Below are 18288 nucleotides of genomic sequence, written 5' to 3' on the forward strand. Positions count from 1 at the left end.
TTTTGTAATCTCTTTGCTTTATAAATTTCTTAATTGATATATAGTGCTGCATCAGAACATTTCCAATTTATCTAACCTCGAAATCTTCTTATTTTCTGTCTAGAAAACATTTTTCAGTGCAGTGGAACGAGTAATCGCATTTCACATATTAGAAAACTTGGCATGCGCCAAGCCTTTCCGGCGTATGCCCTAGTTGCACTTATGCAAGTAAGAAAGTTTATACTTTCTTACTTGCTAAAAAAACCACAGCTAAAAACGCTGTGGCAGAACCAAAATTTTACCCTTTCTTATCTATTAAAAAAACCGGATATCATTATCCGGCCACAACTGCAGAGTGGTCTAATTCTGCTGGTTTTTCTTCTGTTTTTTCCTCTATAGCAAGCTCCAGATTATGAAATGTGATTTCCGGAAGACTTCCTAAACGAATATTCAATCCTGTTTGACCAAGTCCTTCACTAATATAAAACGTGCGATTCTTATAGTTTTGCAATCCCTTTACCATACTCATTCTGGCGAGTTTCCCCATCTTTATGAGATGATAAGGCTTTGGCCAATGGATCTGTCCGCCATGAAAATGACCGGATAATAAATAATCAAACGAATGGTCTTTCATTTCCAGTACGACATTTGGATCATGCGTAAATACAAGATTATAGCCATTTTCCAGGCCTTCATAAGATTTGGCCAAATCACTGTGGCTTGTCCCAAAATCATCGATGCCAATAATGTTAATCTTCTTTCCGTCAATTTCCATGGATCTGTTTTCATTTTGAAGTGTTTCAATTCCGTAATCTTGCAGCAAATCTTTCAGTTGATGGAAATACGGATAACGCAACACGTAATCATGGTTCCCAAATACCGCGAACGTTCCGTAGGCAGGATCGAGCTCACGAAATGCCTGTAGATATGGAACAAGCTTTGGTAAGCTTCGTTTGCGATCGAGAAAATCTCCAGTCAATGCGATCATGTCGATATGCTGACCTTTCAGCTCCTTTAATAGACGTTCAGGTGTTATCGATATATTTTCAATATGCATATCTGAAATTTGCAGAATACGCAGCTGGTTGGCTTCGATTCTTGGAGACGGTGATTTTTCTTTTTTTATATGAATGTCATTGACTATAACTTTATGGGTATTTTTATTTCCTTTATAGAAAACGTAGGTTAATAGAATTAAAATAACGGTGATCATTGCGTATAACATTTTATCCCCTCCCTGGACTATTATAAAGGATATGGGAGGCAATAATCATTTGTAATATATGGATGGGCTTCCAGTCAAATGTGCTTGTATTTCTGCATCAGCCGACTTTTTGGCATAACGCGTACATTTATCATAAATAGGACAATCAAATCCCAAACAGATATAAAATAATTTCGCAATGGTATGTTCATTCCAGTTCTCCTTGTCCGTAATACACCATATATTGCACACGATAGCATTTACTATTACTGGAAGTTTTAGGTTGGAGCGAATGAAATTACTATTCCATCACAAACTAAAACAGAAGGAGACGAATGCTATGCACCGTATTTTATTTATGCCATTATTACAAATACCTTCTGGACATCATCATGTTGCTGACTGCATCCAGGAACAACTTAAACAATCAGCAGATGATTTTCTATGTGAAAAAGTTGAGTTGTTGTCCTATCGCTCCGTCAGTCTGGAAAAATTCATATCATTTGTCTATTTACAGTGGATTCAAAAGTTCCCAAGCATCTATAGTAAAACGTATAAACAGCTGGCAGTTAAAAAAGAAATGCATAATAAACATTACTACCTGTATGAAGCCCTGTTTTTGAAACAGGTTCAGCAAATTATTGATGATGCGAAACCTGATCTCGTCATTTGTACGCACGCCCTTCCTTCCTATCTTCTTAACCGTATGAAAAAGAGAAACCTATGGTCGGGCAGGATAGTCAATATATACACCGACTATTTCATTAATGATTTGTGGGGAATGGACGGGGTAGATTACCATTTTATACCGTGTATGGAAGTGAAAAATAAATTGCTCGGAAAAGGAGTGGACCCGACGCAAGCTATTGTTACTGGAATTCCAATCCACCCAGTGTTCACTAAGAAACGTGATTCCAAAGAGGTTAAAGCCAAATACAATGTATTAATCAGCGGCGGCAATATGGGGACTGGTTCCATTGAAAGGCTGATCCGTCAACTCCACCCATCTGGGGTGGTTACTTACGATGTTCTGTGCGGTAAAAACGAAAGGTTATTTCAGACAATTAAACAGATGAACCATCCTTCTATAAAAGCTCTTGGATATATCCGTACAAAAGAAGAAATGAATCACCTATATAATCTTGCTGACGCGATTATTACAAAACCTGGCGGGGTCACCATTACCGAATGCCTATGGAAAAAAATTCCGATCTTTGTGTATGATGCGCTACCAGGACAGGAAGAAATCAATTTAAATTATTTAAAAAGCAAAGGGTTAATCCACCATCTGGATAATTGGGATACAGCAACAGATTTGGAATTTATTCTTATCGAACAATTAAAAAATGATTCTCTACATTTCCAGAAAAGCTCACAAGCATTTATTGACAGCATCGAAAACCATAACATCCCCCAACTCATCCGCAATATCTTATAGGGGTGCCTGTCACTCCCCGGTTTTTGTCAAATATTGTCGACAGCTTTATATCGCAAATGATGCTGGTTATCCTGTTTTTTCCACTCATTATTGGGGTTAGATTCGCCATACTAAGAAAACCTTGAATGGATAAGGAGTGATTCATATGGGTGAAGGTTCACAGTTTCGTGCTGGTCAAAAAGCTCCTAATAACGGGGTATATATAGAAGTTGGTGAAACTGGAAGCAATGTAAACGACCCACAGCAAATTCAGCTCAGTGCCGGAGACAAATTTCCGGAGAATACCAATCAAAACCGCATCTGGGTAAACAAACGCAAACTATTCAGTCCTGGAGTCCAAGGAAGACAATAAACCGGCAAGCCCGGGTGGTGCCTGTCACTTCCCGGTTTTTGTCGAAAAAATGGTGTGACCACTTTCACTCACTGAATTCTATTGGAATTCCTTTCTGGTTTCATTCTCTAAGTACCCAAACAGCCCCAAACTTCTTATTGTCCCTCCTCCTTCAGATTGAAGTCGGAATCGCCAAGAATTTCTACCCCCATAAACCAAAAAGCCCTGCAGCAACAAGCTGCAGGGCTCTTCAAAATTAATTCTATTCATTCGATAATTTCAATACATCAAGCAATTTAAAGAACAGGCTGACAATGATTGCTACAATTGTAGCGAGCCCCATTCCAGCAAGTGCAACATCACCGATCTGGATGGATGCTCCACTGATGCCGATTGCAAGCACGACACATGTCAAGATAAGGTTTTGGGAATTGTTGTAGTTCACTTGCTGTTCCACAAGCATCCGCAGACCACTGACCGCTATAATACCAAACAGCAGTAGGGAAATCCCGCCCATTACAGGTCCGGGAATAGAAGAAATCAAGGCAGCCAATTTACCGAAGAAGGATAGTACGATGGCTACAACTGCCGCTCCACCGATAATCCAAGTGGAATACACACGTGTGATTGCCAATACACCGATATTCTCACCGTAAGTTGTATTCGGTGTCGAACCGAAGAAGCTGGAAATCATTGTTGAAATACCATTCCCAAACAACGAACGATCAAGTCCTGGATCTTTTACAAGGTCCTTTTTTACAATATTGCCTGTTACGACCAGGTGGCCGATATGCTCAGGCACAAGCACAAGTGCCGCCGGTAAAATGATCAGGATATCTGACAAGTTAAACTCAATCTGATAGAATGTCGGCATCTGAAACCATGCCGCTTCCCTAACTTCCGTATAATCAACAATACCAAACATGGTTGCGATAACATACCCTGTCACAATTCCAAGCAAAATCGGAATGATTTTTAAGAAACCACGCATTGTCACCCAGTAAACGATTGTCGCTCCAAGGGTAAGCAATGATACAGTGATTGCTGTGGTGTCACGGGGTACATCCGGTTGTGCAACCAGGCCAGCCATATCAGCCGCAACGGGTACGAGTTCAAGCCCGATCACTGCCACGATTGCCCCCATTGCAGCTGGAGGAAAAATAACATCGATCCATGATGTTCCGACGAATTTTACTATAATTCCTACCAAAACAAGCACGAGACCTACAACAAAGAATCCACCCAATGCCGCTCCATATCCGCCACCGGTTGTCAGAACCGCCATTACCGGTGATATAAAAGCAAAACTGGATCCAAGATATGCCGGAATTTTCCCTTTCGTAATAAAAATATAAAGTAACGTTCCCAGACCGTTCATAAGCAGGATTGTGGCTGGATCAACACCAAACAGAATTGGTACTAAAACGGTCGAACCGAACATCGCAAATAAGTGCTGTATACTTAAAGGTAAACTCTGTAATAATGGTAACCGTTCATCGACCTGAATTTCACGTTGTTTCATCATGTTCTCTCCTCTGCCTCCATATAAAAAACACCCTGCCCGGGCGACCTGGCAAGGTGAATGTAAGCAGCAAAGGAAACAGGCAATGCCCGTTTTCTACGATTGAACATGGAACATGAACAATCAATCCGCTTCAACCTTACCAGTCTCACAGGACTGATTTAAAGGTGAATTCATGAAGTTGTTGATGTTATTATCACAAACATCCATATATAATGTCAAGCTTTTTTTAAACTTATTCCTCTATCTTCATTTCGAAAATTTCCTTATCTCCATCCCATTCCACCACAACTTCAATCACATCATTACCTCTTACGACAATGCTATCATGCATCCCGCCGGCCTTAAACACCTTGCTGGTTAATGGCTCCTCAAAACTCTCGGATGTACTTCTCTTTCTCCTGGGAGATTCAAAGCTGTAATAAAAATCCTTTATTTCCGCTAATTCACGGTCTGTACCCTTAAATGTCAGTGTAAAATCATCTTTTGAGTTTGCATCATACTGTCCTTTTCCTCCACGGTCAAAAAACTTCTCTTCCCCATCCATTCGATAAACTGCCTTCCAATTCTCGCTCTCTCCAATAAAAGTATAGTTATGTCTGATTTTTTCCCCACCTGCATCTATCACAAAATAACTTATAGTAAGTAACAGCATTGCACCCACAACAACAAAAAGAACCTTTTTCAGATTCAAACCATAGCCTCCCTTAATTAACGAAATTTTCTTACTATTAGTATAACAGAAAAGACCACCATTATAAACCTATGATGGTCTTTACCGCTTTATTAAAAACTTGCCCGACTCCTATATATTACCTGCCCCTTGGCTGCAAATTTCTCTTCATATTCTGTCATTACATTCAACGGATCATTAACCGCATGCAAATCCAGATTCACTTCTTCAAGCTTCATGCCAAATTGGTTAAAACTGACAAGCGAATACTCGAATAACCCTCGATTATCCGTTTTAAATATAACTTTCCCCGTCGGATCCAGAACCTCTTTATATTGCTCCAAGAATGTATGGTATGTCAGCCTTCTTTTCTCATGGCGGTTTTTTGGCCATGGATCGGAAAAGTTCAGGTAGATGGTGGCAACTTCATTTTCGGCAAAAATCTCCCTCAGATCTGCTGCATTTTCGTTTAAGAGGAGTAAATTTTCAACTTCTGCATCAACCACTTTCTGTGCGGCTGAAACGATAATGCTTTTTGCCATTTCGATTCCGATAAAATTTATATCGGGATGTTGTTTGGCCATTCCAACGAGAAACTGCCCTTTCCCTGTACCAACTTCAATATGGATTGGTCGATCATTTTCAAATACGGATTGCCATTTTCCTTTATGTTCGGCTGCATTCGGAATAACTATATGATCGTTTTCCTTTAAAAAATCATCAGCCCATGGTTTATGTCTTTGACGCATTGTGTTCCCTCGCTTTACTTGCTTTTTGAATAGAAAAATAAAAACAGACTAAACTAATCCCTGAGGTGATTATCATGACGCTTGACGTCAACAATCAATTAACACTGCTTCTCGATATTTTGGATGAACAACAAATTGACTGCTGTGCCAGTGTCAGTGAATACCAGCAGATAAAGCGTTTAGTCAAATCGATGCTGGCAAACGACAGCATTGCTGATGAACAATTGCTTCGTCTGCTTCCCGATATATATAATTATGGCAGACAAGGCGAATCAGCGCAAAGTCAGCCGGATCATATCACATTAAATAAAAATAATCTGGATAATTGGATAAGTGCTATACAGCAAAACACTACTTTAGAATAGATGTGCGTATCTGTTCATTTAATTCTTTAAGATCATTGAGGCGTTCCATAGCTTTAACTGGTTCTTTCCGTTTCGAGTGCCAGTTCAAAAACTGGAGCGCATCATGAAGCAAGTACCAGTACATCCGCTCAAACAGGTTGCTATCAGGAGTAACACCATATTTTATCAGCCAGTCATCCCAGTTCTCCATTGGAATGTACCATTTCAGCAGCATGCCAAAATCCGTAACAGGATCTGCAATCATCGCATTGTCCCAATCAACAAGGAAAGTATTCCCATCCTCAGTCAGGATAAGGTTGTTATGATTAATATCACAATGGCATACCACAAGATTTTGATTACGCGTCTTCGGCAATAGTTGTTCAAGATGCTCGATAGCCTTCTGAACTTCCTTATAGTTATCAATCAGACCTCTTGAATTTAGCATGTTTTTAATATTTATAAGGCTATCGTCCGATGTGGCAGGTTTTCTCCCCATACGGAGGAGCATATGCAATAGTTCAGAAGAATGATGTATCTTATGAAGGATATCAGCTACACGCTGGTGCTGCATTTCATGTGCTTTCAGCGATCTTCCTTCAAGCCATTCCTGTGCGGTTATCACATCTCCATTTTCCATCCGCTTTGTCCAAATCAGCTTAGGGACGATTCCTTCAGCAGATAATACAGCGAGAAATGGAGAAGAATTACGTTTCAGAAAAAGTCGTCTATTATCTTTTTCCGCAACAAATGCATCACCTGTAAGCCCGCCAGCAGGTGTTATTTTCCAACCAATACCTAATACTTGTTCAAGCCATTCGATCATAACTTTTTCACATCTTTCAAAATTAGCATTCAATAATACATTTTATAGTGATTTTCATTAAAACACAAATACGATTTTTCATTCATGAAAAATACTTAATTCTTATAATTGGCTATTCCCAGTATTTTTATCGGGGCAGTCTGCTTAATTATTTCATTTGATCGGCATAGGTCGGTTTGACCATCTACCTGATACAGTATAGGTTGCTCGGAAACTATTTTCAATGTTTTCGCCTGGAGTGCTTCCACCTCATTGTATGCAGCATGCTTGCCAAAGAAAACCGTTATAAACAGAGCGAGAACCTTCCATTTGGAAATCGAATGAATAATGAGGATTGGAAGAATCTCAGGCTGTATCACTGCATGCGGAATAATCTTCATTCCACCGCCATAATAAGGATGATTTCCAATTGAAACCATCCAGCACTTGTGAAGTGTCTTCACTTTGCCGTCGGCTTCCACAGTAATGGACATTGGCTTAAATTTCACTAAAACTTGTAAAAGTGCGATAACATAACTTACTGTACCAAGTCCGATCGAATTAAAAAGGTTTTTGTAGTTCGATTCATTTACTGTCTTTGCGACCTCAGCATCGAAGCCAAAACCGATACTGTTTGCAAATTTCCGCGGTTGTTTACCTGGCTGACTGTATTTCCCGACCCAATAATCCAACATATGGTCAGCTTTTGTAATCTTCTTTAAAATCTGCTGTGGACTGCCTTTTATGCCACTGCCTCTGGCAAAGTCATTTCCGGAACCACCCGGAATAAAGCCTATCGGAATTTCTACCGTTGATAATCCGTTTATAACTTCATGGATCGTGCCATCACCGCCAATAACGATGATTGTCTTGCCTGCTGGATTACCAGAGATATGTTTTGCCATCTCTTCTGCGTGCCCCTCGTATTCCGTAAAATAATGTTTGCTTTCCATTTGACGGTAGATGGAACTTTGCTGAATATCCGAAAATATTCGCTTTGCCCGCCCAAAGCCAGCTTTCGGATTAATGATAAAAATATACATGACTTATTCCCTTACAATGCCAAATGAATTCGAATCACTGCCGCTATCCCATTCCGGACGTTTCATGGAGGTTGTCTGACATGTTTTCAGTAATGCCTCTGCCGTTTTTAATTGGGTGCTTTTCAGTGGTGAGGACAGCTGACGCTTTTCCTGAAACCAATCTGCATAGTTTTTCTGACCAATCAGCTTTGTATTGTAAGGCTCTGTTGCATATACAATCGAGTTTGTTCGGGACAATACAGTTTTCTTTATTGGAAAATCAATAGAATAGCTTGATAATATACTGTTAATCAGTTTTTCAGAACGTTTTAAAGCGATCAGCGGACTTAGTATCTTAGTATACTCATTACCTTTTTCAAGCGTCCATGAACGCTCATCACCTGCCATGATAACCGTATCAGGACTTTTCTCAAGAAAATGAATAATTTCAATGCCAATGGGACTGATCAGTAAAATCTCCGTTTCAATCGGTGCCTTTTTTATCGCAAATATTGGAAAATACATGATTAAGTATGTATCCGGAAATCGTTGCATCATATATTTCAGGAGCGGATCATCATAATAATCACCATTTACAAAAGAAGTTTCCGTTACTGTTGTCGTTGCCCATTTCATTTGGAAGCGAAAAAGTTTATCTAAAAAATATTGCTTTAACTCTGCTTCCGTATCCGGAAGATCTGCATATTCACTCGGTTCCTGCTTTGTCTCCTCCACTGGTTCAGGCTCTTGTGATCGTTTCAATTTATTCTTAAGTTTGGAAAATCTGCTCATGGCAGGTTGTTCTGTTTCTGGCTCTGCCTCAGGTTCCTCGGCAGCAAGCAATTGAGGATTTTTCCATATACTGTAAAGTTTATTCCAGTTATCCTTCTTTAAACGGATATATTGTGTTGGATAACGATATGTATCCCACTCGTATCGTGATACATAATCCTGAAGTTTAATTAACTGTGCGATAGGTTACACCTCCTAATAATAGTGGAGCGTGCTGCAGTTACGTATACAGCACGCTATAATTGACACGGGAAATATCCTAAAACCCCTGAACGAGGCAGGCAACGTTTCTTGATGTTACACTTGATTCCGCTCATTTCGGGAATTTCCCGGCGGCTATGAATATTTTTGCAATTGGTCATTTGAGCATATATCGCTCCACCACTTCATATTTTGGTGACTTTGATGGATGAATGCGGAACAGTATTACATCTGCTACATGCATCGTCTGCTTATCTGTAAACTGCTTGTGCAGGCCAGGTAATGTCTCTTCAGATAAAGAACGCTTTCCTGCCCATTTTTTCGCCAGTGTAATATGTGGTCGGTATGCACGGTTTTCTTTTTCAAAGCCGATTTTCCGGGCACAATTCTCTACGGTTTGCTGGAGTTCGAATAATCTCTCCGTACGTTCCACCCCTGCCCATAAAACACGAGGTTTACTCGGATTGCCAAATGTACCTATACCTCCGACACTCAGATTAAAAGTCTGCAGTTCCTGCACTGCCTGCAATTCCTGCTTCAATTGTACGACTTTATTATCGGCAGCTTCACCGATAAACTTTAGAGTGATGTGCAGCTCCTCTTTGTTCGGCCATTGCTTGTACGGCAATTGTTCCTTCAATTTGTGCTGCCATACGGAAAAAAATGCTTGAAGCTCCTCTGGCAGTTGGATGGCTATAAAATAATGTGACATAATCGATCCCTCATTTTTTCCAGGCTAAACACTTCATGCACTGTCAATCCGATCCGATGTCATGCTTCCGATGGTGACTTTAAAGAAATACAATACTCCAGTTCGCCTTTAGTCAGTTCACGGTATTTACCAAGCCTGAGGCCGTTATCCAGCTTCAATTCTCCCATGCTCAGACGTTTCAGGTAAATCACTTTCTTCCCTACCGCTTCGAACATCCGCTTCACCTGATGGAACTTCCCTTCAGTAATCGTAACTTCAACCTCTGAAATTTCACCATTTCTCAAAATGACAAGTTCTCCCGGTTTCGCTTGATAACCGTCCTCCAACACGACACCTCCCCGAAAGGTTGTGATATCTGCTTCCGTTACGTTGCCATCAATCCTTGCAAAATACGTTTTTCCGACATTCTTTTTTGGAGAAACGAGCTGATGTGCCAAGTCACCATCATTGGTAAGAAGCAGAAGCCCTTCTGTATCTTTATCAAGACGTCCAACCGGAAACGGATTGAAATGCCGGACGTCTTCACCAAGCAGGTCGATTACCGTTTTCTCGCGAGCGTCTGTTGTTGCCGATACATAGCCTGGTGCCTTGTTCATCATTAAATAAATATATTTCTGATAACGGACAATTTCCCCATTTACGGCAATCTCATCTGCAAACGGTTCGACTTTCATACCACTATCTTTTACAACAGTTCCATTAACGGTAACCTGTTTCTTCTTTAATAAAGTTTTTACATCTTTTCTGCTTCCAATTCCCATGTTCGAAAGCAATTTATCAAGACGCATCATCATTCTCCTTTTACCTTCTTAAAAATCTGCCCACTAAAGGAATTCTTCCCCCGAAGATTCGTTCCAGCAATGTGGATGAATAGGCAAGTCCCAAATAGACGACTGCCCCGCCAGATGCGCCGATTGCAAGCATAACAATCGCGGCCCAGCGTTCTTCTTCGTAAGGAATGAATAACCCCATAATTCCTTTGAGAATCCAGACGACAATACACATTACCAATGTAAAAATGATGATGAGGATCGTCCGTTTAATCGTTTGTTTAAACCTGAAATCAATGGCAGTTTTAATCCTCCAGAAGTTTAGTATAACAGCAATGCCTGCAGCAATTGCAGTACCGAAGATTGCCCCTTTTGCACCAAACATATGGATCAGCTGACTGTTCAATAGGACCTTTGCAAAAAGACCCGCCAATAGACTGATTACCGCATAATTTTGCTGATCGATCCCCTGAAGAATCCCCGATGTTACAGTGAACAGGGCAAACAGGAGTGCAACAGGTGCATACCATGTGAGCAATGTACCGGTTACAGCTATATCCTCCATCCCATATAAAGAACCATATACTTCGTCAGAAAGAATGGCTATTCCTACAGAAGCCGGAATGACAAGGACTAGTATAATCTGTAATGCCTGATTAATCTGCGTTGTAAACAGTTGATCGTCTTTTTTCGTAAACGATTCGGTCAAGCTCGGCAGCATCGCCAGTGAAAGACCAGTGGCAATTGTCATCGGAATAATAACCACTTTATGTCCGTACGTTAGGATAGCAGCAGCTGCCGGCACCCAAACGTCGCTCCGACCGCTGGCAACCATCGCCGGTTCAAAAGTAAACTGATCGATTATTTGATATAAAGGAATTGCCAGTCCAACAAGCACAAACGGCCCTGCATAACGGAATAGCTCTTTAAACAAATCTCCAATCTGAAAATCATACGTATAACGTTGCTGGGCAATCTGCCGCTGGAGAAATGGCTTGCGTTTTTTCCAGTAAACAGCCAATACGACACAGGAAGCAATCGCCCCAATAAAAGCAGCAAAAGTGGAAAAACCGACAGCGGTCGTGACAGAACCACCCAGCAATTGGATGATAATGTACGACCCAACCAAGATAAACACAATCCTGACAATCTGTTCGACGACCTGGGAAACCGCTGTAGGCCCCATTGATTGGTGTCCCTGGAAAAACCCGCGGACAATACTCATGGAAGGGATAATGATTAGTGCAAAACTGACCATTCGTGTAACAAAAGCTACGTCTTCAGCGGTCACTTCCGCTTCATCCCCGGTAATTTGCATTTGTGCAAGCCAGTCAGCACTGAAGAACAAAATCAGGAATGCAACGAAGCCTGTGCCAAGCATCAGGGTACTTCCTGCTTTAAACATTCGCATTCCGGTCTCATAGTCGCCGAGTGAATTATATTTGGAAACAAATTTGGATACCGCTACCGGAATCCCAACTGTAGAAATACTGATGAAAATACTATATGGTGTGTATGCATATCCGTACATCGCACCGCCCTCTGCACCCACTAGCGCATTAAACGGAATCAGATAGATCATACCAAGAAATTTCGACAAAAACGATGCACCCGTTAAAAGCATCGTACCTCTTACTATTTTTGACATCACTTCACCCGCATCTTAGCAATCTTGTTTGATCACTGCGACTTCCCCGCCTGCAGTGTACTCTTTTTAAATCCAACATTCATTTTACCATACTTAAACTACACTTTCTTCAAATAACATTCGTCACAAAACTCATTTTTTGTCGATTATAGAACTTTGCATAATGTAAATTTGAGTGGAACAGCAGATAAGTGGTAATATACTTACGAAAGGAATGAATCGAATTGACATATGATGTAATCGTAATTGGCGGTGGTCCGTCCGGTCTGATGGCAGCGATATCCGCAGCAGAGCACGGCGCAAAAACAATACTGCTTGAAAAAGGGAAAAAACTCGGGAAAAAGCTTGCCATTTCAGGTGGTGGAAGATGTAATGTGACAAACCGGCTCCCACAGGAGGAAGTAATCAAACATATCCCTGGAAATGGTAAGTTTCTATATAGCGCTTTTTCCGTTTTTAATAACTATGATATTATCGATTTCTTTGAAGATATGGGGGTAGCATTGAAGGAAGAGGATCACGGCCGTATGTTTCCTGTCTCCAATTCGGCTCAAAGTGTTGTAACCGCACTTATCGATAAACTGAGTGAGTTAAATGTAACCGTAAAAATGAATACAAAAGTGGAGGCAGTCCATTACGACGAGACAATTCATTCTGTCATTCTGACGGATGGGCAAAAGCTCCATACGAAGGCCATTGTGATAGCTGCCGGGGGAAAAGCGGTACCACACACCGGGTCAACCGGTGATGGCTATGCATGGGCAAAAAAAGCCGGACATACGATAACCGAGCTTTATCCGACAGAAGTTGCGCTCACGTCGAAAGAGCCATTCATCAAAAATAAAAGCCTGCAAGGACTCTCCCTGCGCAGCGTGGACTTGTCCGTATTAAATAAAAAAGGCAAACCAATCATCACACATAGAATGGATATGATTTTTACGCATTTCGGTATATCTGGCCCAGCAGTATTGCGATGTTCCCAATTCGTCGTAAAAGAGCTTATGAAGGGGCAGAAAGAGGTTCCAATGGTACTCGACGCCCTGCCAGAGGAAAAGGAAGAGAAGCTGCTTCAGGATATTCTGAACTCTATGGAGGAAAATCCGAAAAAAGCATTCAAAAACATTGTCAAAGGAATCGTACCGGAACGACTTCTGACGTTTATACTTGAACAGAATCAAGTCAGCGATGAGCAGAAATGTGCAAATGTATCCAAGGAAACAGTGCGTTCCATCGTCCATTCGATTAAAAATTTTTCATTTTATGTCCATGGCTCCCTCCCGCTGGAGAAAGCCTTTGTAACTGGAGGGGGCATTTCCATTAAAGAGATCGTACCAAATACGATGCAGTCAAAAATCATGCACGGACTTTACTTTTGTGGGGAAATATTGGATATCCATGGCTATACAGGTGGCTATAATATTACTTCTGCTCTTGTCACGGGGAGACTGGCCGGCATGAATGCAGCTGAAGAAGCTTCCTATATGGTATATGATTCCTAGCATGTTTTTGCCGTGTTGAGTCATCCTAAACCTGTCTGAAACTTTAACTGAAGGGATTGATGATGAATGCAAAAGAACGGTAACTGGTTGCCAATACTTGCTTCAGTCGGTGTAGGAGCTGCAGCGTACTATACGATGACAAGAAATAATCAAAACCTCGGTCAAACCGTGCAGAAAATGATGCCTTTTCTAACTGGGGGCGGCGGTTCCAATTCCGGTTCAATGGGTCCTTACGGCATGAGTTAATCAGATAAAAAGGGAAGTTCCTGACATTATTTGGTGCTTCCCTTTTTTTATTTTTTTAAAAATAGACTGGTATCGTTGCATTTCCCAGTGTATAATGAAAAAATTAGAGAAATATTTACTATGGGGGGAGAGTAATATATGAAACGATATGGTTTACTCGCACGAATTATTACAGCAATCATTCTTGGTATTGCCATTGGCTCATTTGCAAATGAATGGTTCATCCGACTGTTTGCTACTTTCAATGGACTATTTGGCAACTTTTTAGGTTTTATTATCCCACTGATTATCATTGGTTTCATCATTCCTGGTATCGGGTTTATGGGTAGAGGAGCAGGAAAACTGTTAGGATTGACTGCTTTCCTTGCCTATGCTTCCACAATCATTGCAGGAACGATAGCATTTTTCACAGCAAAAAGCCTGTATCCAACAATTCTTAGCGGCCAGTCCATGGAAATTTTTACAGACCCGACGGAAGGATTAAGTGAAGCATTTTTTAATGTGGAAATGACACCACCAATGGAAGTTATTACCGCGCTTCTAATTTCCTTTGTAATTGGTATCGGAATAGCAGCCATTAAAAGCGATGCACTGCTTAAACTTTCCAATGATTTCCGTGACATTATTCAGCTTGTCATCGAAAGGTTCATCATTCCTTTGCTGCCGTTCCATATATTTGGTATTTTCGCCAATATGACACATGCCGGTCAGGTTGCAACAATCTTAAGTGTCTTTGCAAAAGTTTTTATTATGATCGTCATTTTGCATGTACTCTACTTAATTATCCAATATTCAGTTGCAGGCTCATTAAGCAAACAAAATCCTTTAATAATGCTTAAAAAAATGTCTCCAGCTTATTTTACGGCACTTGGTACACAATCATCGGCAGCAACCATTCCGGTAACTCTGCAACACTCCAAAACATTGAAGGTACGTGAAAACACTGCTGACTTTACCGTTCCGCTGCTGGCAAACATTCACTTGTCTGGAAGTACCATAACAATTCTTAGCTGTGCAATGGCAGTATTGTTCCTGCAAGGTGATTCCATCGAATTCACAACCGTCCTGCCATTTCTGTTAATGCTAGGCGTAACTATGGTTGCAGCTCCAGGTGTTCCCGGTGGTGCTGTTATGGCGGCAATCGGATTATTGGACACCATGCTCGGATTCGGGCCAACAATGGTATCTCTTATGATTGCCCTATACCTGTCACAGGACAGCTTCGGCACTGCATGTAATGTAACCGGTGATGGAGCAATCACATCAATAACAGATAGCCTAAGTAAAAAATGGAACGTTACAGAAACAGATAAAGCATAAATCAAAAGAGATGAAACCATGAAATGTGGTTTCATCTTTTTTGGTTTGTGTAGGGGCTGGTTGGTTTGGCTTTCAGGCTGATATATACACGCTACGGCAAATTTAATCTTAGAATTATTCATAATACAACAGCATGGAAGAAAGTTATACCGCCCCGTTGACACTAGCCATGTCTCATGGACTCCAGCTCGGTTACCGTTTCCAGGAGATACTTGTAAAATACAGAGTACCAATAGAGCCTTTCGTGATAATAAGTAATTCAAATATAATAATAACAGTAATCAAGCATTCCCTTACTTTGCGTCTTTTTCGCGGAAGCTTAATGGGAATAATATAGGGAAAAACATCATTACCCCTCCCAGCGGAACACAAATACAACAGATGCTTATGATTCGTAAAATTCGATAATGCTTATCGTCCTTCAATAGATGGTATCTGTTATTTGCAACGTGAAACCCCACGTGTATCGAAAAAGTTATGGTCAAATAGAGGAGATAGTATGCAGATAGCAGCAATAAAAATGTAAAAGCATTAGAATTATCAGCCTCATAAAGCCCCAGAACCATAGCAATCGCTATGTGAAAGGCAAATAGCGGCAATATAATTTTACATGTTATCTTTATTGTGTAAAATGCCTTTTTAAAGGAGCGAGAATCAAGCAATTTTTGGAACTTTTCTCTATACTTCCACACAACCTGCCACCCCATTTTTTAATCCTGTTACCGGATTTCCCAGTAGGCCTGTGTTCCGCTTTTTTAAACTTCACACAGTCCTCCTATTCCGGGAGCAGGCAGCCAACCCAAATAAGTCCTTCCATTTTTATGGATAACATATGAAAGAGATATTCTAGAATACATCCTGCTTATTAAATTGAAAATTACTAACGAGAAATGCATAGATTATCTGTAAATTCAATCCCCAATAACAAAATATAGAATGTATACAAATTTAAATAAATGTACCATTACAAAAAACAATTGCTATCAGGATAAGTAAAATTTAAAAAGAAAAAATCCGATCTAATTCGAATTGTAACGAAAGAATCTTGAATCATAGTTCGGATTTTCCTATAATTAAATACACTTTTGTCCAAGCCTCATTTTATCCTTCTTACGCAAAAACTTTATATTCCTCTTCAACAAGTACTGATTCACATTCTGCAACAAGATTACTGAAGATAGAATCCCATGTTTGGGTCATGGCATAATTACGTCCCTGTATTCCCATCGCTTTCCTTTTGCTGCCATCAGATAACAGCTTCGTTATTGCTTCGACAAACTCTACAGTATTTTTTTCATTACAGAGCAATCCAGTTTTATCCTGTTGAATGATCGTACGCACTCCCCCTGAATTTACGCCAATAACAGGAGTTCCACAAGCTAATGACTCCAGTACAACATTTCCGAATGTCTCTGTGGCAGAGGGGAAAACAAATAAATCGGACGATGCATAAACTTGAGCCAGATTGTTTCCAGATAAAAATCCCGTGAATGTCATATTGGGTATCTCTCTCTCCTCCAACTCGGCTTTTAGAGGACCATCCCCAACAACAAGCCAATGTATATCCTTTCTCTGTGCATCAGGAAGCATTTGATTAATTTCCGGTAACAGCATCACATCTTTTTCAGGCGAAATTCTTCCAACATAAAGTAATATGTATTTTTCTTTAATATTATATTTTTCTCTGATCCCATCCAGATTATAATTCAGATTAAATACGGAATGGTCAACTGCACGCGGCCAAATCGCCAAATTGGTAAACCCCTGCTTTTGTAATTGTTCCTTTGTTACAACAGAGGGGACAAATATTTTTCTGAGAGGACGATGGAACCAATGCATATATTTCCAAAGCAGCTTTGACAGCAACTGCATATCATAATATTGCAGATACTTATCAAAATCGGTATGGTATGATCCAACAATCGGGATATTCATTTTCTTAGCAAAATGCAATCCGCATAATCCAATATTAAACGGAGTAGCTACATGAATAATGTCAGGCTTGAAACTTAGCAATTCTTCCTTTACAAAAGGAATATTAGGCAGTGCCAGCCTGCATTCACGGTACATAAATAAAGGTAAGCTCTTGAAACGCAAGACGTGCTTGGAAAATAAATCTTCACCGGCACTTTTTGGTGCGAAAACACGATATTCTATATTGTTTTCCTCCAAATATTCCGTATACCGTTTTAGTGTTTTGGCCACTCCGTTAACCTCAGGAGCAAAAGTATCCGTAAAAATTGCAATTCTCATTAAATAATTCCCCCCTAAATATATAATTAAAATTTTCTAGCTTATTTATATGAATACACTTGGAAAATAAGTTTCTATGATTGCAAAAGAAAGCATTCCTGTTGATGAACCAAGCATACACCCAACAATTACATCTGAAGGATAATGCAGTCCTAAGTAAATGCGGGACAATCCTACAACAAAGGCAATAGGAAGTAAAATAACAGTTAATGTAGGGTAAATAAGAACAAATGGAGTGATTATCGAAAAAATTGCTGTCGTATGACCGGAAGGAAATGAATGATCTTTTAAAGGATTTTTAGAAACATATATGTGCGGAAGGGAAATATATGGTCTTTTGCGCGGAAAAAGTTTTTTTGAGAAAATGACTGGAATGTGGCTTAATGTTAAGGAAACGGCACTTGCAATTGCAGTCAATTGCAAAGAACCCGAAGTGAACAGTATTAAGAGCATTAGAGAACTTATGGTTACTATAGATCCACCCAAGTGTGTAATTGCACTGAAAAATAAATTTAAATGTCTCTGACTGAAATATTGGTTTATAAACCTGCATAATTGGCTTTCCAAAGTATAAAAATGAGCAAATAACTTATCCATCAACATCCACCCTCAATTTATATATGTTTTATATCTACTATCCATTGTAATGAAATAGTATTTAGTAAATTTTAAATTATTGTAAAAATAATTACACATTTCGGTCAAGACGTTATCAGGATTAAAAAAGATATACATAAAACACTTTTTTCCAAACTTCTTTTAGCAAAACGCAAAAAAAAA

18 protein-coding genes are annotated in these 18288 nt (G+C 40.0%); 6 read left to right on the forward strand and 12 right to left on the reverse strand.

Annotated elements, in window-relative coordinates; all coding sequences use genetic code 11:
• Positions 1–313: 313 nt before the first annotated feature.
• On the reverse strand, positions 314–1204 hold the full coding sequence (locus tag A4245_RS07135; protein ID WP_067727022.1) for a metallophosphoesterase: 891 nt from the start codon (positions 1202–1204) through the stop codon (positions 314–316).
• A 271-nt stretch (positions 1205–1475) separates the two neighbouring features.
• Here A4245_RS07135 and A4245_RS07140 point away from each other — a divergent pair, with 271 nt between their 5' ends.
• Both A4245_RS07140 and A4245_RS07145 read left to right on the forward strand, forming a co-directional pair.
• A complete protein-coding gene (locus tag A4245_RS07140; protein WP_199860657.1) occupies positions 1476–2621 on the forward strand; it encodes an MGDG synthase family glycosyltransferase in 1146 nt (381 codons plus the stop codon).
• A 145-nt stretch (positions 2622–2766) separates the two neighbouring features.
• Positions 2767–2973, forward strand: a complete 207-nt coding sequence (locus A4245_RS07145; RefSeq protein WP_067727024.1) for a YjzC family protein — start codon at positions 2767–2769, stop codon at positions 2971–2973.
• Positions 2974–3214: 241 nt separating this feature from the next.
• Here the strand turns inward: A4245_RS07145 and uraA are convergent, their stop codons facing one another.
• The 3 genes from uraA to trmB form a co-directional block, all read right to left on the reverse strand.
• Entirely contained in the window at positions 3215–4474 is a 1260-nt protein-coding gene (gene uraA / locus A4245_RS07150) for a uracil permease (RefSeq protein WP_067727025.1), read from the reverse strand.
• Positions 4475–4709: 235 nt separating this feature from the next.
• Complete coding sequence (locus A4245_RS07155) at positions 4710–5168, reverse strand: hypothetical protein (RefSeq protein ID WP_067727026.1); 459 nt, start codon at positions 5166–5168, stop codon at positions 4710–4712.
• 92 nt (positions 5169–5260) lie between these two features.
• On the reverse strand, positions 5261–5896 hold the full coding sequence (gene trmB, locus A4245_RS07160) for a tRNA (guanosine(46)-N7)-methyltransferase TrmB (RefSeq protein ID WP_067727027.1): 636 nt from the start codon (positions 5894–5896) through the stop codon (positions 5261–5263).
• A 74-nt stretch (positions 5897–5970) separates the two neighbouring features.
• Between trmB and A4245_RS07165 the strand changes: the two genes are divergently transcribed.
• On the forward strand, positions 5971–6261 hold the full coding sequence (locus A4245_RS07165) for a YtzH-like family protein (RefSeq protein WP_067727028.1): 291 nt from the start codon (positions 5971–5973) through the stop codon (positions 6259–6261).
• Here the strand turns inward: A4245_RS07165 and A4245_RS07170 are convergent.
• From A4245_RS07170 to A4245_RS07195, 6 genes are all read right to left on the reverse strand, one after another.
• On the reverse strand, positions 6248–7066 hold the full coding sequence (locus A4245_RS07170) for a phosphotransferase family protein (RefSeq protein ID WP_067727029.1): 819 nt from the start codon (positions 7064–7066) through the stop codon (positions 6248–6250). The two genes, A4245_RS07165 and A4245_RS07170, sit on opposite strands and share 14 nt — an antisense overlap.
• 95 nt (positions 7067–7161) lie before the next feature.
• Positions 7162–8088 (reverse strand): diacylglycerol/lipid kinase family protein, encoded by a 927-nt coding sequence (locus A4245_RS07175; RefSeq protein ID WP_067727030.1) that lies wholly within the window; start codon positions 8086–8088, stop codon positions 7162–7164.
• A gap of 3 nt (positions 8089–8091) precedes the next feature.
• Positions 8092–8910 (reverse strand): NERD domain-containing protein, encoded by an 819-nt coding sequence (locus A4245_RS07180; protein WP_234402372.1) that lies wholly within the window; start codon positions 8908–8910, stop codon positions 8092–8094.
• A gap of 307 nt (positions 8911–9217) precedes the next feature.
• Complete coding sequence (thpR, locus tag A4245_RS07185) at positions 9218–9772, reverse strand: RNA 2',3'-cyclic phosphodiesterase (protein WP_067727032.1); 555 nt, start codon at positions 9770–9772, stop codon at positions 9218–9220.
• A 59-nt stretch (positions 9773–9831) separates the two neighbouring features.
• The gene (locus A4245_RS07190) at positions 9832–10560 is read right to left on the reverse strand and encodes a pseudouridine synthase (protein ID WP_067727033.1); all 729 of its coding nucleotides are present in this window, start codon (positions 10558–10560) and stop codon (positions 9832–9834) included.
• Between the two features lie 13 nt (positions 10561–10573).
• On the reverse strand, positions 10574–12190 hold the full coding sequence (locus tag A4245_RS07195; RefSeq protein ID WP_067727034.1) for a putative polysaccharide biosynthesis protein: 1617 nt from the start codon (positions 12188–12190) through the stop codon (positions 10574–10576).
• Between the two features lie 224 nt (positions 12191–12414).
• Here A4245_RS07195 and A4245_RS07200 point away from each other — a divergent pair, with 224 nt between their 5' ends.
• The 3 genes from A4245_RS07200 (at position 12415) to A4245_RS07210 (ending at position 15255) form a co-directional block, all read left to right on the forward strand.
• Positions 12415–13689, forward strand: coding sequence for a BaiN/RdsA family NAD(P)/FAD-dependent oxidoreductase (locus A4245_RS07200; RefSeq protein WP_067727035.1), 1275 nt, complete (start codon positions 12415–12417; stop codon positions 13687–13689).
• Positions 13690–13755: 66 nt separating this feature from the next.
• Positions 13756–13935, forward strand: a complete 180-nt coding sequence (locus A4245_RS07205; RefSeq protein WP_067727036.1) for a hypothetical protein — start codon at positions 13756–13758, stop codon at positions 13933–13935.
• Positions 13936–14073: 138 nt separating this feature from the next.
• Positions 14074–15255: a dicarboxylate/amino acid:cation symporter gene (locus A4245_RS07210; RefSeq protein ID WP_067727037.1), complete on the forward strand. Its 1182-nt coding sequence runs from the start codon at positions 14074–14076 to the stop codon at positions 15253–15255.
• Positions 15256–16365: 1110 nt separating this feature from the next.
• On the opposite strand, the gene A4245_RS07220 is transcribed toward A4245_RS07210, so the two are convergent.
• Together A4245_RS07220 and A4245_RS07225 are read right to left on the reverse strand one after the other, a co-directional pair.
• On the reverse strand, positions 16366–17508 hold the full coding sequence (locus tag A4245_RS07220; RefSeq protein ID WP_067727039.1) for a glycosyltransferase family 4 protein: 1143 nt from the start codon (positions 17506–17508) through the stop codon (positions 16366–16368).
• A gap of 45 nt (positions 17509–17553) precedes the next feature.
• Complete coding sequence (locus tag A4245_RS07225) at positions 17554–18105, reverse strand: phosphatase PAP2 family protein (protein ID WP_067727040.1); 552 nt, start codon at positions 18103–18105, stop codon at positions 17554–17556.
• Positions 18106–18288 lie beyond the last annotated feature (183 nt).

Source organism: Oceanobacillus damuensis, from assembly GCF_001618145.1.
Classification (GTDB): Bacteria; Bacillota; Bacilli; order Bacillales; family Amphibacillaceae; genus Oceanobacillus; species Oceanobacillus damuensis.